Genomic DNA, 14,663 nt, shown 5'->3' with positions numbered 1-14,663 from the left:
CAAAAAATTTGAATGCACCCGCCAAATATTAGCGTTTCACAAGCCGCTTTGCACTCCCTACACTCTGCGCCAACGTACCCTGCCTCCTTAAGGAGAATAAAACAATGCAACCCAGGAAAGGTTTTTTAGTCTGGCTCGGCGGCTTAAGCGTGCTGGGCTTTTTAGCTACCGATATGTACTTACCCGCATTCGCTGCAATGCAGGAAGATTTGCAAACGCCTGCCGCGGCCATTAGCGCCAGCCTGAGTTTGTTCCTCGCCGGTTTTGCCTTTGCACAGCTGCTGTGGGGGCCGCTCTCCGACCGTTTTGGTCGTAAACCAGTGCTGTTACTGGGTCTGGCAATTTTTGCCGTAGGCTGTCTTGGGATGTTGTGGGTACGCGATGCAACCTGGTTACTGGTGCTGCGTTTTGTTCAGGCCGTCGGCGTTTGTGCCGCAGCGGTCACCTGGCAGGCGCTGGTGACGGATTACTATCCGGCTTCACGGACCAATCGAATTTTTGCCACTATTATGCCGCTGGTTGGCCTCTCTCCCGCGCTTGCACCACTGCTGGGCAGTTGGATCCTGGCGCATTTCGACTGGCAGGCGATTTTCGCCACCCTGTTTGCCATCACTCTGGTGCTGATGCTGCCCGCATTCGCCCTGAAACCTGCGCATAAAAAAGAGACACATCCGGAAGCGAAGCCAATTACCTTTACCTCTTTGCTGCGCACCAAAGCGTACCGCGGCAACGTGCTTATCTACGCCGCCTGTTCAGCCAGCTTCTTTGCATGGCTGACCGGCTCACCCTTTATTCTGCACGATATGGGGTACAGCCCGGCGGCCATCGGCCTGAGCTATGTTCCACAGACTATCGCCTTCCTGGTGGGCGGTTACGGTTGCCGTGCGGCGCTGCAAAAATGGCAGGGGCAGCAGATGTTACCCTGGCTGCTGGCGCTGTACGCTTTAAGCGTTATTGGTACCTGGGCCGTCGGCTTTATTCCGGGTGCTGGTCTGGCGGAAATCCTGATTCCATTCTGTGTGATGGCAATTGCTAACGGTGCCATTTACCCGATTGTGGTGGCGCAGGCTTTACGGCCGTTCCCACAGGCAACGGGCCGTGCGGCAGCCTTGCAGAACACACTGCAACTGGGGCTGTGCTTCCTGGCAAGCCTGGTGGTATCGGCACTGATTGCAACACCACTGCTCACCACCACCAGCGTGATGCTGGTTACCGTTGCACTTGCTGGCATCGGCTATCAGATGCAGTCATCGGCACACCGTGAGGATAATACGGCAGCCCAGGCTGAAACATCGCACGCATAATCGCACCAGCAATTATGTTACATTTCAGTGATTAGGTTGCTAAGAATTTTCTATTGAATCACCAAATTTTGAGGCCTATACTAAATTTGGTTCGATTAAATACGATAAATATTAAGTGTTAACGGGAGCCGGAGTGCTCCCGTTTTACCATGGAAGGCCTTTCGGCAAGGGTTATCTCCCTTCCTCTGTTCTACGTCGGATACTAGCCTCACGGGGCGTAATACCGTGAGATTTCTCACAAACCAAAAAAAGCGTCTACGCTGTTTGAAGGTTCTGATCACAGCAAGGTGATGGAGAAGCTATGAGTTCATCGTGTATAGAAGAAGTCAGCGTTCCGGACGACAACTGGTCCCGGATCGTCACTGAACTATTGGGTCGTGCAGGCATCACTATCAACGGGCCTTCCCCATCCGATCCCCAAATCAAACATCCCGATTTTTTCAAGCGTGTATTGCAAGAGGGATCGTTAGGACTGGGTGAAAGTTATATGGATGGCTGGTGGGAATGCGAGCGGCTGGATATCTTTTTCTCAAGCGTTTTACGCGCCGGGCTGGAGAGTCAGCTTCCCCGTAATGTGAAGGATACCCTGCGTGTCGCTGCTGCCCGCTTGTTCAACCTGCAAAGCAAAAAACGGGCATGGATCGTGGGTAAAGAGCATTACGATCTGGGTAATGACCTCTTTAGCCGGATGCTTGATCCCTACATGCAATACTCTTGTGCCTACTGGAAAGAGGCCTCGACGCTTGAAGAGGCCCAGCAGGCGAAACTGCGTCTGATCTGCGAGAAATTGCAGTTACAGCCGGGGATGCGCGTGCTGGATATCGGCTGCGGCTGGGGTGGTCTTGCATACTATATGGCGAAAAACTACGGTGTCAGCGTGGTAGGTGTGACTATCTCTGCAGAACAGCAGAAAATGGCGCAGGAGCGGTGTCACGACCTGGACGTCAATATTCTGCTCCAGGATTACCGCGAGCTACACGATCAGTTCGACCGCATTGTCTCTGTCGGGATGTTCGAGCACGTTGGGCCTAAAAACTACAGAACCTATTTTTCGGTAGCAGACCGTAATCTGAAACCGGATGGTATCTTCCTGCTTCACACCATTGGTTCGAAAAAGACCGACCATAGTGTTGATCCATGGATCAATAAATACATCTTTCCGAATGGCTGTTTACCGTCGGTTCGCCAGATAGCGAACGCCAGCGAACCCCACTTTATTGTGGAGGACTGGCATAACTTTGGCGCAGATTACGACACCACGTTGATGGCATGGCAGTCGCGTTTTCTCGATGCCTGGCCAGAGATTGCCGACAACTATTCCGAACGATTCAAACGGATGTTCATATATTACCTGAACGCCTGCGCGGGTGCATTCAGGGCGCGTGATATACAGCTATGGCAGGTGGTTTTCAGTCATGGTGTTGAACATGGTTTGCGGGTCGCCCGCTAAAAAATAACCCCGGATATCCGGGGTTATACCAGTCAGTTAAGCGATATTAAGCCACTCTGTTATTTTAGTGGCATCGTTCCGTTCACTCAGACTCTCCTGCTACCTGCCTAATCCGCTGTGGTGAACGTGCTAAGGGGGTCGCCGCCCCCTTAGCAATCCCGGCTCCCGGCAAAGAAAATCGCCGCTTCGGCGATTTTCAGCCGGACTCACGCTCCCTCAACCTTCTCTGCGGCCTGAAAGTGGCACGGATGTTGAGTCCCGCAGAAATCGGCGAACCGGAGGCCGGATGACAAGGGCTGGACGCCAGGGATGGCGGCCAGAGGCGAAATGAGACAGGATGTCGAGTCGAGCCGACCGCAGGCAAACGGTCGGGAGGTGAGCGCAGTGCGAAGCACCGATTTCTTTGCGGGCCGCGGGGATTGATAAGGGGGCCGCGGTGGCCCCCTTATCCCGTTCACGTGTTCTGAACGAATTATTTTCTGCGGGTATTAAGGTGAACGGAACCCTGCACCGAGCTTAACTGACAAGCATTACGGATAGCCGGGGTTATTTTTTATTCTTCTTCTGATTTTATTACTGCGGCTTCTTTTGCCGCCAGCACGCGCTCAACGGTATCCACAACCGCCTGCGTTTGCGGATCTATTTCAATATTCACGCGATGCCCCAATTTTTTAGCGCCCAGCGTGGTGCGCTGTAATGTTTCAGGAATTAAATGCACGCAAAAACGCGTTGGCGTCACTTCGCCTACCGTCAGGCTAATACCATCAATGCCAATATATCCTTTGTACAGGATGTATTTCATTAATGTCGTATCCTGCACTTTAAACCAGATTTGGCGGTTATTTTCAGAAGTCAGGATTTTCGCAACTTCAGCTGTCGTCATGATATGGCCAGACATCAAATGCCCGCCGATCTCATCGCTGAACTTCGCCGCACGCTCGACGTTGACGCTATCACCAACCACCAGTTCACCCAGATTGGTGATGCGCAGCGTTTCTTTCATTAAATCAAAGCTGATGTGGTTGCCGTTTATTTCAGTGACTGTCAGGCAGCAGCCGTTATGCGCAACCGACGCCCCGGTTTCCAGGCCATCGAGCATATATTCTGGCAGCTCGACAACATGGGTGCGGAAATTGGGTTTCTCATCAATGGACACCAGTTTAGCCGTGCCCTGAACAATACCAGTAAACATGCTTACAACTCCTGTTTCTTCGGACGGTGCTGACACCGTTTAATCCCACCACAATAACAGTTGGAAAAACAGGTTGCCAGTGGAGCGCATTTTCTGGCTATTTTTTCACTAGATAATTAGTTAAAGCCCGCTACAATAGCTGCCATCCCCCTGCATTTTCTTCTTGCTGCCAGTAACGGCGGCTTTTTTAGTCTCTCAAATAACTACAATACAAAGGTGTTCACGTGCAGAAGTACATGAATGAAGCGCGTCAGTTGTTGGCACTGGCTATACCAGTGATCATCGCGCAGGTTGCCCAAACCGCAATGGGATTTGTGGATACGGTGATGGCAGGTGGCTATAGCGCCACCGATATGGCCGCCGTTGCAATCGGAACCTCTATCTGGCTGCCGGCCATTCTCTTTGGCCATGGTCTGTTGCTGGCCCTGACCCCGATTATCGCGCAGTTGAACGGCTCCGGGCGTCGCGAGCGTATCGCACACCAGGTGCGTCAGGGATTCTGGCTGGCGGGTTCAGTTTCTGTGCTGATTATGGCCGTGCTCTGGAACGCAGGCCACATTATCCGATCCATGCATAATATCGACCCTGCCCTCGCGGATAAGGCCGTGGGCTATCTGCGCGCATTACTGTGGGGCACGCCGGGATATCTCTTCTTCCAGGTGGCGCGTAACCAGTGCGAAGGGCTGGCAAAAACCAAGCCCGGTATGGTGATGGGTTTCATCGGCCTGCTGGTGAATATTCCGGTGAACTACATCTTTATTTACGGGCACTTCGGGATGCCTGAACTGGGTGGCGTCGGTTGTGGTGTGGCGACTGCGGCGGTGTTCTGGGTCATGTTCTTTAGCATGATGACCTATGTCAAACGCGCGCGCTCAATGCGTGATATCCGTAACGATGAGCCTTTCAGTAAGCCTGATATGGCTATCCTGACCCGTCTTGTGCAGCTCGGTCTGCCGATTGCACTGGCGCTGTTCTTTGAAGTGACGCTGTTCGCGGTGGTTGCGCTGCTGGTGTCTCCGCTGGGCATCATAAATGTCGCCGGGCACCAGATAGCGCTGAACTTTAGTTCGCTAATGTTCGTCATGCCGTTGTCACTGGCTGCGGCGGTCACCATTCGTGTCGGTTTCCGTCTGGGGCAAGGTTCAACCATTGATGCGCAAACGGCGGCGCGTACCGGGTTAGGCGTGGGCGTTTGTATGGCAGTGTGTACCGCACTGTTTACCGTCACACTGCGTGAGCAGATTGCCCTGCTCTATAACGACAACCCGGAAGTGGTTCTCCTGGCATCGCACCTGATGCTGCTGGCGGCGGTATACCAGATTTCAGATTCGATTCAGGTTATCGGCAGCGGGATCCTGCGTGGGTATAAAGATACGCGTTCTATCTTCTTTATTACCTTTACAGCGTATTGGGTTCTTGGGCTGCCTACTGGCTATATCCTGGCGCTGACCGACCTGGTGGTTGACCGTATGGGGCCTGCCGGATTCTGGATGGGCTTTATCATCGGCTTAACGTCAGCGGCTATCCTGATGATGCTGCGTATGCGCTTCCTGCAACGTCAGTCTTCGGCCGTCATTTTGCAACGTGCAGCACGTTAAATGCACAGTAGCCGCTGGCAAGCGGCTACTTTCTCTTCATTTTGCGCGGGAATAAAGCAATTGCGTGAAATCTGAGAGAAAATTGCATTTTCCCTCTTGCCTCATCCGGGCAGTGCCGCTAATATTCGTCCCCGTTGTCGCCGACAACACGTTGCGTTCATAGCTCAGTTGGTTAGAGCACCACCTTGACATGGTGGGGGTCGTTGGTTCGAGTCCAATTGAACGCACCATTCTGCGTCCGTAGCTCAGTTGGTTAGAGCACCACCTTGACATGGTGGGGGTCGGTGGTTCGAGTCCACTCGGACGCACCATTTCAGTCCTGAAATGGTGCAAATCCTCTCTTAGTATTCTGAATAATCCCAATTTCCTGATTTATTAATTCTTCACCTGCTACGCTTTTCTCATGAAAAAACGCAGGAATACCGTCGATGAAGAAAATCGCCATTATCGGTTCGGGTCCCACCGGGATATATACCTTTTTTGCTCTGCTGAATAACAAAACACCCCTCTCGATCTCCGTCTTTGAGCAGGAAAAGGAAGCCGGAGTTGGGATGCCATACAGCGTTGAGGATAATTCGCGCCTGATGCTGGCGAACATTGCGAGTATTGAAATCCCCCCCATCTTCATCACCTATCTCGACTGGCTTAAGACACAGAGTCAGACCCATCTCGCCCGGTATGGCGTTGATAAAACTTCACTGCATGACCGCCAGTTTTTACCGCGTATTTTACTGGGCGAATATTTCCGCGATCGATTTTTAGCCATTGTCGCAGAGGCCAGAAAGCGTGGTTTTGAGGTGCAGGTATACGAATCAAGCTGTGTGACCGATATCGATGCCCACGCAGACGGAGTCGCCCTTTCGGTAAACGATAAACCCTTCAGGGAGAGCGTGGACCTTGCCATCGTTGCCACCGGCCACGTCTGGCCCGACGATGATGAAGCCACCCGCGCCTACTTCCCAAGCCCATGGTCCGGGCTGATGGACGCGAAAATCCGTCCCTGCCGCGTCGGCATTATGGGCACCTCCCTGAGCGGACTGGATGCCGCCATGGCGGTGGTTATGCAGCACGGAACGTTTGTCGACGACCAGTTCAGGCTGGCGGAAAAAAGTCAGGGGCTGAAAATTACATTAATGTCGCGCACCGGGATCCTGCCGGAGGCCGATTTTTATTGCCCGATCCCGTATGAACCGCTCGCCATATTGACCCCCGCAGTCGCAGAGGCTGAAATCAAAAAAGGCGCTAACGGACTGCTCGACCGGATATTTGCTCTCATGGTGAAAGAGCTCAGGAATGCCGACCCGCAGTGGTGCGACGCAATTGCGCTTCACAGGCTGAATGCCGACACACTCCTTGATGCCTGGTTTGCCGATCGCAAAAAGCACGATCCGTTCTTATGGGCAGAAGACAACTTACAGGAGGTGGTGCGGAACAAACATGAAAAACGCACCGTCGCCTGGCGCTATACCGTCCTGCGGTTACACGACGTGGTGGGGGAAATTGTCCCTCACCTTAACGAGAAAGACAGTGAGCGTTTTAAAATAGGGCTGGCGCGGGTATTTATTGATAACTATGCCGCCATCCCGCCGCAGTCCATTCGCCGGTTACTGGCACTGCGAGAGGCGGGGATCATTAGCGTTCTGACACTTGGGAATGAGTACGAACTGAATATCGGCAATGACCATACGGTTATCACGACCCAGGACGACACCTGGCAATTCGATGTATTTATCGATGCGCGCGGACAAAAACCACTTAAAACCAAAGACCTGCCCTTCCCGACACTTCGTAAGCAGCTTCTGACTACAGGAGATGAAATACCGGACGTAGGAGAGGACTATACGTTGCAGGCGCCCGAATCGCAGTGCGGACGGGTAGCCTTTGGCGCAATCCCCTGGCTCATGCACGATCAGCCTTTTGTTCAGGGGCTGGCGGAATGCGCAGAGAGAGGAAAAGCGATGGCAAAAGCGGCAGAGAAACCCGCGTCCCGGCCACGCAGAAAAGTGTTTTTTGCGGAGAATTAACAGGGCGTCCCTGCCCTGATTAGCCGGATTATTCGAAGAACACTTCCGGGTTATCAGACAGGGACACGAAGGTTTTAGTCTCTTTATCCAGAGCGCGAATATCACCGCTTTCGATATCGTAAACCCAGCCATGCAGGCGAATAGAGTTATTGCGCAGACCGACCGCCACAGATGGATGCGTTTTGATGTTGCTCAGCTGCGCGAACACGTTTTCCTGCACCATCGCATTCACTTTTTCCGTGCCATCGGTCCAGGTTTTGTTTTCCACAACCGCTTTCGCTGCATCGGAATAACGCAACCAGTGGGATACCGCTGGCATAGGATCCAGGTTTGCGTTGTCGGCAATCGCTTTCATTGCGCCACAGTTGGAGTGGCCACAGATAACAATATCGGTCACACCCAGAGCTACTACCGCGTATTCGATCGTCGCAGACACACCGCCTGGTTCAGGTCCGAACGGCGGAACGATATTACCAGCATTTCGAATGACAAAGAGCTGTCCAGGTTCTTGTTGAGTCACCAGCTCTGGTACCAGACGACTATCGGAGCAGGAAATGAACAGCGCTTTGGGATTCTGGCTGGACGCTAAACTGCGGAAGAGTTCTTTACGTTGCGGGAAAACTTCTTTTTGAAAGCTCAGGAAACCTTCAATGATATGTTGCATAGCAATGTCTCTTTATCTGTTTTAGTTTAGGCGTGACAGTGATCACGTTCGTAAAGTTTAACTACCCCGCTTAACATCATACAAGAATTATATTGTTGGCCCGACCACATCGCCTGTCGCCACCCGGCATTTTGCACTTCGGGCTGTTCTGCCGCCCGTGGGATACATCCCCCCCTGTTTTTGCCCTATACTGTGCTGACCGCAAAAACTGAACAAAGCAGGTAAATGATGGAAATTGATCTCGACAATCTGGTGTTTAACGGACTGGATGAAGCCGAAGAGCGCAACGCTGAACGTCTGGATGACGCAGATAAAAAGGCTCAGGCTATTGTGGCTGACGATGACTGCGGCGACGCCTGCAAAATCTAATTACGCAATTGACCCGCACCGGATGCAACACCCCGTGCGGGTCAGCCGTTACAGCTTCAGGCTATCAATCGCCTGCTGAGCGCACGCTTCATCAAGATGGCCGCCCGGCGCACGATCGGTTGTCTTTTCAAGTGCCAGAATATGTGGGAATTTTTTACGCGGCGCGGTGATATCTTCATCGCCACTGAGGAGCGGCAGCACCGATTCGTTTTGCGTCAGCACGGCACCGTTCGAGGAATAGAGCGTCGAAAACTCGCGATGCTGCGTTTAATCAGGATAGTATTACTCATCGTGGTAACGGGTGTCGTCATTCAGACAGTCGACATTACCAACTAACCCTTATGAGAACAAAAAAACAGTACCGTTACCCAATAACCGGGGGTTTAACGTCCTCTTTTCCTCAGCACCCTTCGCACCCTTCGCACAGCTCATTCCAGTACATTTCGCGCTTTAGGCGCAATTCAGCGTGACGTTTGATCATGGAACCACTCCGGGTCTATGTTCGCGATATCCACACCATACAGGCTGGCAACAGGCAGTATCGACTCAAGAACACGTTGCGCGCTGTTCTCCGCACTTGCTGATGAACCCGCAAAAAACCGCCGTAACGTGCTTATCCACTTTTTCATTGTCTTTACCCCTCGTTGCTAAACCTGCCTTAAGTTAAACACCCCTTTCCCGCGCAAGTGAAATATCAATATCGACTGTTGATGTGCAGTAAGTGCAAATAGAGCCCTTTCATTTACCTGACGATAACACCTTGTTCACTAATGCTTTTTCGTTAATTACAAAGCACGATTTCTTATTTTAAAAATATGATTGTAAGTAAGCGGGATAAATGATCTTATGCTTGTAGAATTAATACAGAAACAAGAAATCCATTAGATTGAGGAGTCAGATACAACTCCTCAGGTGAAAATCATCCAACTGATGAAAAGTCACTCTAATTCATCAATTGAAGGGGCGATATGTGTTTCCCAGCTATCAATCAAGGGCCAACATGCCAAATGATAAATAAGCCAACAGGCGCAAATAGCCGCCGCACTAAGACAATCATTGCTGGATAACTTTCCGTGAGCAACTTCATGACGTAGAGACGGACCAGGTTTATAATTGAACAATAGGTCAAATATGTTTATCAAGTCTTCACCAAATACCTCTTCCAAATCTATTTTTAAATTCTCCAGCATTCCAGAGAGAGAGCGGTCCTCTTGAATTAGATCGTTATCCATTTTCGACGTATCTCGATTTAAATTTAGCATGTAGTAGCGTATTGAATTTTCAAGCTGAGGAATAAGGAGGTATGCTGAAGATACATAATCCCCCTGAAACATTCGGGAAAAACCGAGCATGAAAATATAACGATGGCTTGGTGGAATAAAGGGACTTGACACCACAATTGTTTCAAAATGTCTTTCTTCAATTGAAAATCGAGCTGAAAGACTGTAACGAGCAGGGAAGATGACACCATTTATGAAATTATGATAAACAATATTAAGTGTTTTTATATTCTCAGATTTATACCATTCTTCCGAGGGACGTTCATCTAATGGCGCAGCTGGTGTTTTAGCATACACTTTTCCTTCATTATCGGTATGCACTGAGCTCATAAAGCTACTGAAAAAACTCTTCTTACGTATAGAGTCAGCATGTTCTCTAAGTGATGTTTTAGGAATTATAAATGGCTCTAATGCAAACCGTAAAAAACAGTCAGATAGCGATAGTTCGGAATATACCTTTTCAGTTTCGGCTCGCTCTTTCTCTGTATCAATTGGTGTTGTGAATGTTGCAATATCATCACGTGCAACCATCTGTAATAAACGCTGTTCTTCAAATAATTTAGAGATCCGTTCTTTTTGCCCTCCCATTGCACGAAGTTCACTAATTGCAACTGAGACCCAGTGCGCTTTTGCAGATGACTGGCTAACCTCATCCCTCATTCTTAGTGTTTGTTCTACAGCTTTTTCCTTACAAAAATCACTTTTTCCTTTATCGCCAATTTTTTCAAAAGCAGTAGCAGCTAAATACCATACTTTTTTAACAGCCTCTGGGTTGCTAGTGTTCTCTGCCTGGCTTGCGAGATTTGATGCCTCTAACGAAATCACTGACCAGTCAATTAATTTCTTATTACAACCAAGTCTAGAGATTCGCTCATACAAAACATAATTTTTAGCATCAATAGTTTTTAAACGTATAACTTCGAATGCCTTTAATAAATCATCTGACAGATCACTTTTTTTTCTAGAAAGTGCTGTAATTTGCATTGCTCGATTAAACATTTTTTCCATACTACTAATCTTAATATAACTATCTTCATTACCTTCCTCTCTATTTCCATATTTAATGATGATATCGCAGTAAGCACCAACTGCAATGCAGGCTTCATTTTTTTTAGTTTTATCATTGGACCAAACCACATCGGCTATTCTGGCACGCAATGGTAGATTGACTATTTTCTGAACTATAGTCGAAAGGATATTATTTTGCTCACCGCAAAAATCACTTGGCACATAAGATCTACCATTTGGTCCTTGCCATAACGGTCCCCACGGTTCATTAGGGTCATCAATTTTTGAATGAAAACTACATATGGCACTCAATAGGTCATAGACACATCTGTGAGAGCTGCTCTGTGATTCCTTAGCTAAGGCAGTAAACTCGCGTGACATAGAATGGTAATCAAATAATATTTTTTCGGATGATAACAAGTCAATGTCAAAATTTGAAAAATCATGTTCTGTTGCAAGAACAATCGGCGTTAACGTTATCATTTTTTTATCATTTGACTTTCGACTCTGATTATTTCCCATGACTGTTCCTTTACTCATCAATGGAAAATATCTGTAGCTAACTTATGAGCCACAGATATCATGTAATATTTGGTAACGAATCTAATATAAATAACGCTGGCGCGTTACCCGGCCAGCGCTTTAACCACCGTTTCCATTGCCTGAGTGGTCAACTCGCTACGCTTGACGCGCTGGTTCGCCAGCGCGGTACGCAGCACCCCGGCAATAACAATATGTTTCGGCTCTTGTCCTAAATCACGCATCTCAAGCACGACCTTCCCTACCACCCGGCACATTTCCTGATAAAGCGCGTCGTCTTTAGTCACATTGCCCATTGCTCTCACTCCATTGCTCTAAAGGCTCAGCTTAAATGATTCGTCGGCGGGATACAAAAAAGAAGCCCGGCGAGAAACTCGCCGGGCTTCATCTGTGAAATCAAATAATTAGTTGTTTACCGGAATAACCGCGCCTTTGTATTTGGTGCGGATCCAGTCCTGAATTTCTTTGGAGTGCAACACGTTCACCAGCGCCACGATATCTTTCTTCTTCTCGTCACCACGGTGTACCGTAATGATATTGGCATACGGGTTATTTTCACCGCTCTCTACCGCGATTGGATCGTGAACCGGGTCCAGACCTGCGTCAATGGCGTAGTTCGCGTTGATAACCACCGCAGCGCCTTCGTCGTTGTTGTACATCTGCGGTAACAGAGACGCTTCTACGTTAGGTGTGAATTGCAGTTTTTTCGGGTTCTCAACGATATCGCTGATGCGTGCCGTCACTTTGTCGATACCTGGCTTGAGCTTAATCACCCCCTCTTTTTCGAAGATGGAGAGAATACGGCCTTCTTCAGACACTGCATCACGCATGATGATTTTGCCACCTTCCGGCAGATCTTTCAGGGACTTGTATTTTTTGGAGTAAATACCGATTGGCTCGATATGGATAGCACCTGCGCTGACAAAATCGTAATCCTTGTCGCCCGCATGATCTTTGAGCACGCTGTTCAGATAAGGAATGTGCTGGAAGTAGTTCGCATCAATGTCGTGCCCTGCCAGCGCCGTATTTGGCAGGATGTAATCCTGGAACGGTTTAATCTCCAGGTCGATACCTTGCTTTGCCAGAATCGGCTTCGCCTGCTCCAGAATTTCGGCATGCGGGGTGTTGGACGCGCCCACGGTCAGGGTATCAGCCCACGAGGCGAAGCTCAGGGCACTCAGAGTTGCTGCGGCGATCAGAGTCAGTGTTTTTTTCATGATGATGGTTCCTGTGTGTTGTTATTAGCGTTTGTCTAAAAGTGATGTAAGGATGTCGCCGCAGAACTGGATAATGAAAACGATGATCAAAATGGTCACCGTTGCCACCAGCGTGACGTCACCGTGGTTGCGCTGGAATCCTTCCAGATAAGCCAGATTTCCCAAACCACCGGCGCCAATCACCCCTGCCATTGCGCTGTAACTCACCAGCGCAATCAGCGTCACCGTAATACCTGATACCAGTGCAGGTGATGATTCCGGCAGTAAAACCCGAAAAACTAACGTGCTCAGCCGTGCGCCCATCGAGCGCGTGGCCTCAATGACCCCTTTGTCCACTTCACGCAAGGCAATCTCTACCAGACGCGCGTAAAACGGTGCCGCGCCCACAATCAGGGCGGGTAGCGCGGCGTTCGCGCCAAGAATGGTGCCGACGATGGTCTTGGTGAACGGGATCAACAAAACAATCAGGATGATGAACGGGATTGAGCGGAACACGTTCACCACAATCGAAATCACGCTGTAGACCGTCCGGTTCTGGAATAGCCCGCCGCGTGCGGTCAGGAACAACGCCAGGCCAAGCACAATGCCCAGCACAAAGGTCGCAACACCCGAAAGCGCAGCCATGTACAACGTTTCCTGCGTTGCCGCCCAGAGCTGGTCCCATTTCAGATGGGGGAGCAGATTTTCAGCCATGTTTAATTACCTCGCCTTCAATATCGCTTTGCTTCAGGTCGGCGAGGATATTGTTCAGTTGTTCGTCAGATGCCACCACGTGTACCCATAACTGGCCAAAAACACCGTGGGCGGTTTGCGTCATTTTCCCGTGCAGAATGTTAAACGGCAGGCCGTAGCGTAACGTCAGCTCACCGACCACCGGCTTGTGCGTGCTGTGCCCGGTGAACGTCAGTCGGATCACCGTCCCTTCCAGTTCGCTTGCCAGCTCGGTATTAAATGTCTCTTCTTCCGCATACTGGCTCACCTGGCGCACAAACTGTTGGGTGATCGGTTGCTGCGGATGGGTAAAGACACTCAACACGTCCCCTTCTTCCACCACGTTGCCGTTTTCCATCACCGCCACACGGTCACAGATTTTGCGCACCACATGCATTTCGTGGGTGATCAACACGATGGTCAGTTTGAATCGGCGATTAATGTCCAGCAGCAGATCGAGGATCTGATCGGTGGTCTGCGGGTCGAGTGCAGACGTTGCCTCGTCGCACAGCAATACGTCAGGGTTGTTTGCCAGCGCACGCGCAATACCTACACGCTGTTTTTGCCCGCCGCTCAGCTGTGACGGATAGGCATTCTCACGACCTTTCAGCCCCACCAGCTCTACCAGTTCAGCCACTCGCGCTTTGATGTTGGCTTTTGGCACGCCCGCAATTTGCATTGAGAAGGCGATGTTCTCGTTCACCGTGCGCGACCACAGCAGGTTGAAGTGCTGGAAAACCATACTGATTTTCAGGCGAGCCTGGCGCAGCGCCTCACCTTTTGCAGCCGAGATATCCTGCCCGTTGATGGTCACGCTGCCGGTGCTGGGTTTTTCCAGGCCGTTCAGCAGGCGGATCAGGGTACTTTTGCCTGCGCCGCTGTAACCAATGATTCCGTAAATCTGTCCCTGTTCAACCGTCAAATTGACGTTATCAACGGCAGTGAGCGCCACCTTCCCGTTGTCAAAAATCTTCGAAATATTCCTGAGAACTATCATTCTTCTTCGTTATCCGTTACGCATATAGCGGTTTAGCAGTATGGATGTCCAAATGATAGTAATCAGCGATTATCCGCTTTTAAATGACCAAAAAAGAATTTGTTATAACCAAAAGAAATAAAAGGCGGATTTACTGGGCGGGAAGCAAATAGCTCAATTTCAGCAATGATTATCTGCCAGATGCATATATCACGGCCCTGAGAGAGATAATTTGCTCATTTTTACAGCATTTTATGCCGGTATAGCCATCCTCACTTCCAGACCACTTTACGTCTTGCTAGCTATACTGCCGAAATAGTCATTAATATT

Annotated in this window: 14 protein-coding genes and 2 tRNA genes; 7 read left to right on the top strand and 9 right to left on the bottom strand. The window is 49.9% G+C overall.

Features of this window, described 5'->3' with window-relative positions; all coding sequences use genetic code 11:
- Nucleotides 1–104: 104 nt before the first annotated feature.
- Nucleotides 105–1,304: a purine nucleoside transporter PunC gene (punC, locus tag ACS603_RS03495; protein WP_182060763.1), complete on the top strand. Its 1,200-nt coding sequence runs from the start codon at nucleotides 105–107 to the stop codon at nucleotides 1,302–1,304.
- A gap of 301 nt (nucleotides 1,305–1,605) precedes the next feature.
- A complete protein-coding gene (gene cfa / locus ACS603_RS03490; RefSeq protein WP_182060762.1) occupies nucleotides 1,606–2,754 on the top strand; it encodes a cyclopropane fatty acyl phospholipid synthase in 1,149 nt (382 codons plus the stop codon).
- A gap of 553 nt (nucleotides 2,755–3,307) precedes the next feature.
- On the opposite strand, the gene ACS603_RS03485 is transcribed toward cfa, so the two are convergent.
- On the bottom strand, nucleotides 3,308–3,946 hold the full coding sequence (locus ACS603_RS03485; protein WP_182060761.1) for a riboflavin synthase subunit alpha: 639 nt from the start codon (nucleotides 3,944–3,946) through the stop codon (nucleotides 3,308–3,310).
- 224 nt (nucleotides 3,947–4,170) lie between these two features.
- On the opposite strand from ACS603_RS03485, the gene mdtK reads away from it, so the two are divergent.
- The 4 genes from mdtK (at nucleotide 4,171) to ACS603_RS03465 (ending at nucleotide 7,568) form a co-directional block, all read left to right on the top strand.
- A complete protein-coding gene (gene mdtK, locus ACS603_RS03480; RefSeq protein WP_182060760.1) occupies nucleotides 4,171–5,544 on the top strand; it encodes an MdtK family multidrug efflux MATE transporter in 1,374 nt (457 codons plus the stop codon).
- A 153-nt stretch (nucleotides 5,545–5,697) separates the two neighbouring features.
- Nucleotides 5,698–5,774 (top strand) — tRNA-Val (locus ACS603_RS03475).
- Nucleotides 5,775–5,778: 4 nt separating this feature from the next.
- Nucleotides 5,779–5,855, top strand: a tRNA-Val gene (locus tag ACS603_RS03470).
- A gap of 117 nt (nucleotides 5,856–5,972) precedes the next feature.
- A complete protein-coding gene (locus tag ACS603_RS03465; protein ID WP_474943771.1) occupies nucleotides 5,973–7,568 on the top strand; it encodes an FAD-NAD(P)-binding protein in 1,596 nt (531 codons plus the stop codon).
- A 28-nt stretch (nucleotides 7,569–7,596) separates the two neighbouring features.
- On the opposite strand, the gene ACS603_RS03460 is transcribed toward ACS603_RS03465, so the two are convergent.
- The gene (locus tag ACS603_RS03460) at nucleotides 7,597–8,232 is read right to left on the bottom strand and encodes a carbonic anhydrase (RefSeq protein WP_182060758.1); all 636 of its coding nucleotides are present in this window, start codon (nucleotides 8,230–8,232) and stop codon (nucleotides 7,597–7,599) included.
- A 228-nt stretch (nucleotides 8,233–8,460) separates the two neighbouring features.
- Here ACS603_RS03460 and ACS603_RS03455 point away from each other — a divergent pair, with 228 nt between their 5' ends.
- On the top strand, nucleotides 8,461–8,601 hold the full coding sequence (locus ACS603_RS03455) for a hypothetical protein (RefSeq protein WP_003857665.1): 141 nt from the start codon (nucleotides 8,461–8,463) through the stop codon (nucleotides 8,599–8,601).
- A gap of 48 nt (nucleotides 8,602–8,649) precedes the next feature.
- Here the strand turns inward: ACS603_RS03455 and ACS603_RS03450 are convergent, their stop codons facing one another.
- The 7 genes from ACS603_RS03450 to ACS603_RS03420 form a co-directional block, all read right to left on the bottom strand.
- Entirely contained in the window at nucleotides 8,650–8,823 is a 174-nt protein-coding gene (locus tag ACS603_RS03450; protein ID WP_259349651.1) for a hypothetical protein, read from the bottom strand.
- Nucleotides 8,824–9,062: 239 nt separating this feature from the next.
- Nucleotides 9,063–9,230, bottom strand: a complete 168-nt coding sequence (locus tag ACS603_RS03445) for a hypothetical protein (RefSeq protein WP_182060757.1) — start codon at nucleotides 9,228–9,230, stop codon at nucleotides 9,063–9,065.
- Nucleotides 9,231–9,539: 309 nt separating this feature from the next.
- Complete coding sequence (locus ACS603_RS03440) at nucleotides 9,540–11,411, bottom strand: DUF4209 domain-containing protein (RefSeq protein WP_474943770.1); 1,872 nt, start codon at nucleotides 11,409–11,411, stop codon at nucleotides 9,540–9,542.
- Nucleotides 11,412–11,515: 104 nt separating this feature from the next.
- Nucleotides 11,516–11,725 carry a fumarate hydratase FumD gene (gene fumD, locus ACS603_RS03435; protein WP_014069945.1) on the bottom strand — a complete coding sequence of 70 codons (210 nt, stop codon included), beginning with the start codon at nucleotides 11,723–11,725 and terminating at the stop codon, nucleotides 11,516–11,518.
- A gap of 108 nt (nucleotides 11,726–11,833) precedes the next feature.
- Complete coding sequence (locus tag ACS603_RS03430) at nucleotides 11,834–12,646, bottom strand: MetQ/NlpA family ABC transporter substrate-binding protein (RefSeq protein WP_003857677.1); 813 nt, start codon at nucleotides 12,644–12,646, stop codon at nucleotides 11,834–11,836.
- Between the two features lie 24 nt (nucleotides 12,647–12,670).
- Nucleotides 12,671–13,339, bottom strand: a complete 669-nt coding sequence (locus tag ACS603_RS03425; protein WP_474943769.1) for a methionine ABC transporter permease — start codon at nucleotides 13,337–13,339, stop codon at nucleotides 12,671–12,673.
- Nucleotides 13,332–14,354, bottom strand: a complete 1,023-nt coding sequence (locus ACS603_RS03420) for a methionine ABC transporter ATP-binding protein (RefSeq protein WP_474943768.1) — start codon at nucleotides 14,352–14,354, stop codon at nucleotides 13,332–13,334. The genes ACS603_RS03425 and ACS603_RS03420 overlap by 8 nt, the downstream gene beginning before the upstream one ends.
- Nucleotides 14,355–14,663 lie beyond the last annotated feature (309 nt).

The sequence above is a fragment of the Enterobacter sp. Li2LvB3 genome, from assembly GCF_056156645.1.
The sequence above is the reverse complement of the archived record's forward strand: the minus strand, read 5'-3'. Positions and strand labels throughout refer to the sequence as shown.

Bases quoted from the DNA above. Each gene is read 5' to 3' on its own strand.
- ACS603_RS03420 (WP_474943768.1), bottom strand. From the start codon at position 14,354: ATGATAGTTCTCAGGAATATTTCGAAGATTTTTGACAACGGGAAGGTG.
- ACS603_RS03460 (WP_182060758.1), bottom strand. From the start codon at position 8,232: ATGCAACATATCATTGAAGGTTTCCTGAGCTTTCAAAAAGAAGTTTTC.
- ACS603_RS03485 (WP_182060761.1), bottom strand. From the start codon at position 3,946: ATGTTTACTGGTATTGTTCAGGGCACGGCTAAACTGGTGTCCATTGAT.
- ACS603_RS03430 (WP_003857677.1), bottom strand. From the start codon at position 12,646: ATGAAAAAAACACTGACTCTGATCGCCGCAGCAACTCTGAGTGCCCTG.
- ACS603_RS03465 (WP_474943771.1), top strand. From the start codon at position 5,973: ATGAAGAAAATCGCCATTATCGGTTCGGGTCCCACCGGGATATATACC.
- fumD (WP_014069945.1), bottom strand. From the start codon at position 11,725: ATGGGCAATGTGACTAAAGACGACGCGCTTTATCAGGAAATGTGCCGG.
- ACS603_RS03455 (WP_003857665.1), top strand. From the start codon at position 8,461: ATGGAAATTGATCTCGACAATCTGGTGTTTAACGGACTGGATGAAGCC.
- punC (WP_182060763.1), top strand. From the start codon at position 105: ATGCAACCCAGGAAAGGTTTTTTAGTCTGGCTCGGCGGCTTAAGCGTG.
- ACS603_RS03425 (WP_474943769.1), bottom strand. From the start codon at position 13,339: ATGGCTGAAAATCTGCTCCCCCATCTGAAATGGGACCAGCTCTGGGCG.
- ACS603_RS03440 (WP_474943770.1), bottom strand. From the start codon at position 11,411: ATGGGAAATAATCAGAGTCGAAAGTCAAATGATAAAAAAATGATAACG.
- cfa (WP_182060762.1), top strand. From the start codon at position 1,606: ATGAGTTCATCGTGTATAGAAGAAGTCAGCGTTCCGGACGACAACTGG.
- ACS603_RS03445 (WP_182060757.1), bottom strand. From the start codon at position 9,230: ATGAAAAAGTGGATAAGCACGTTACGGCGGTTTTTTGCGGGTTCATCA.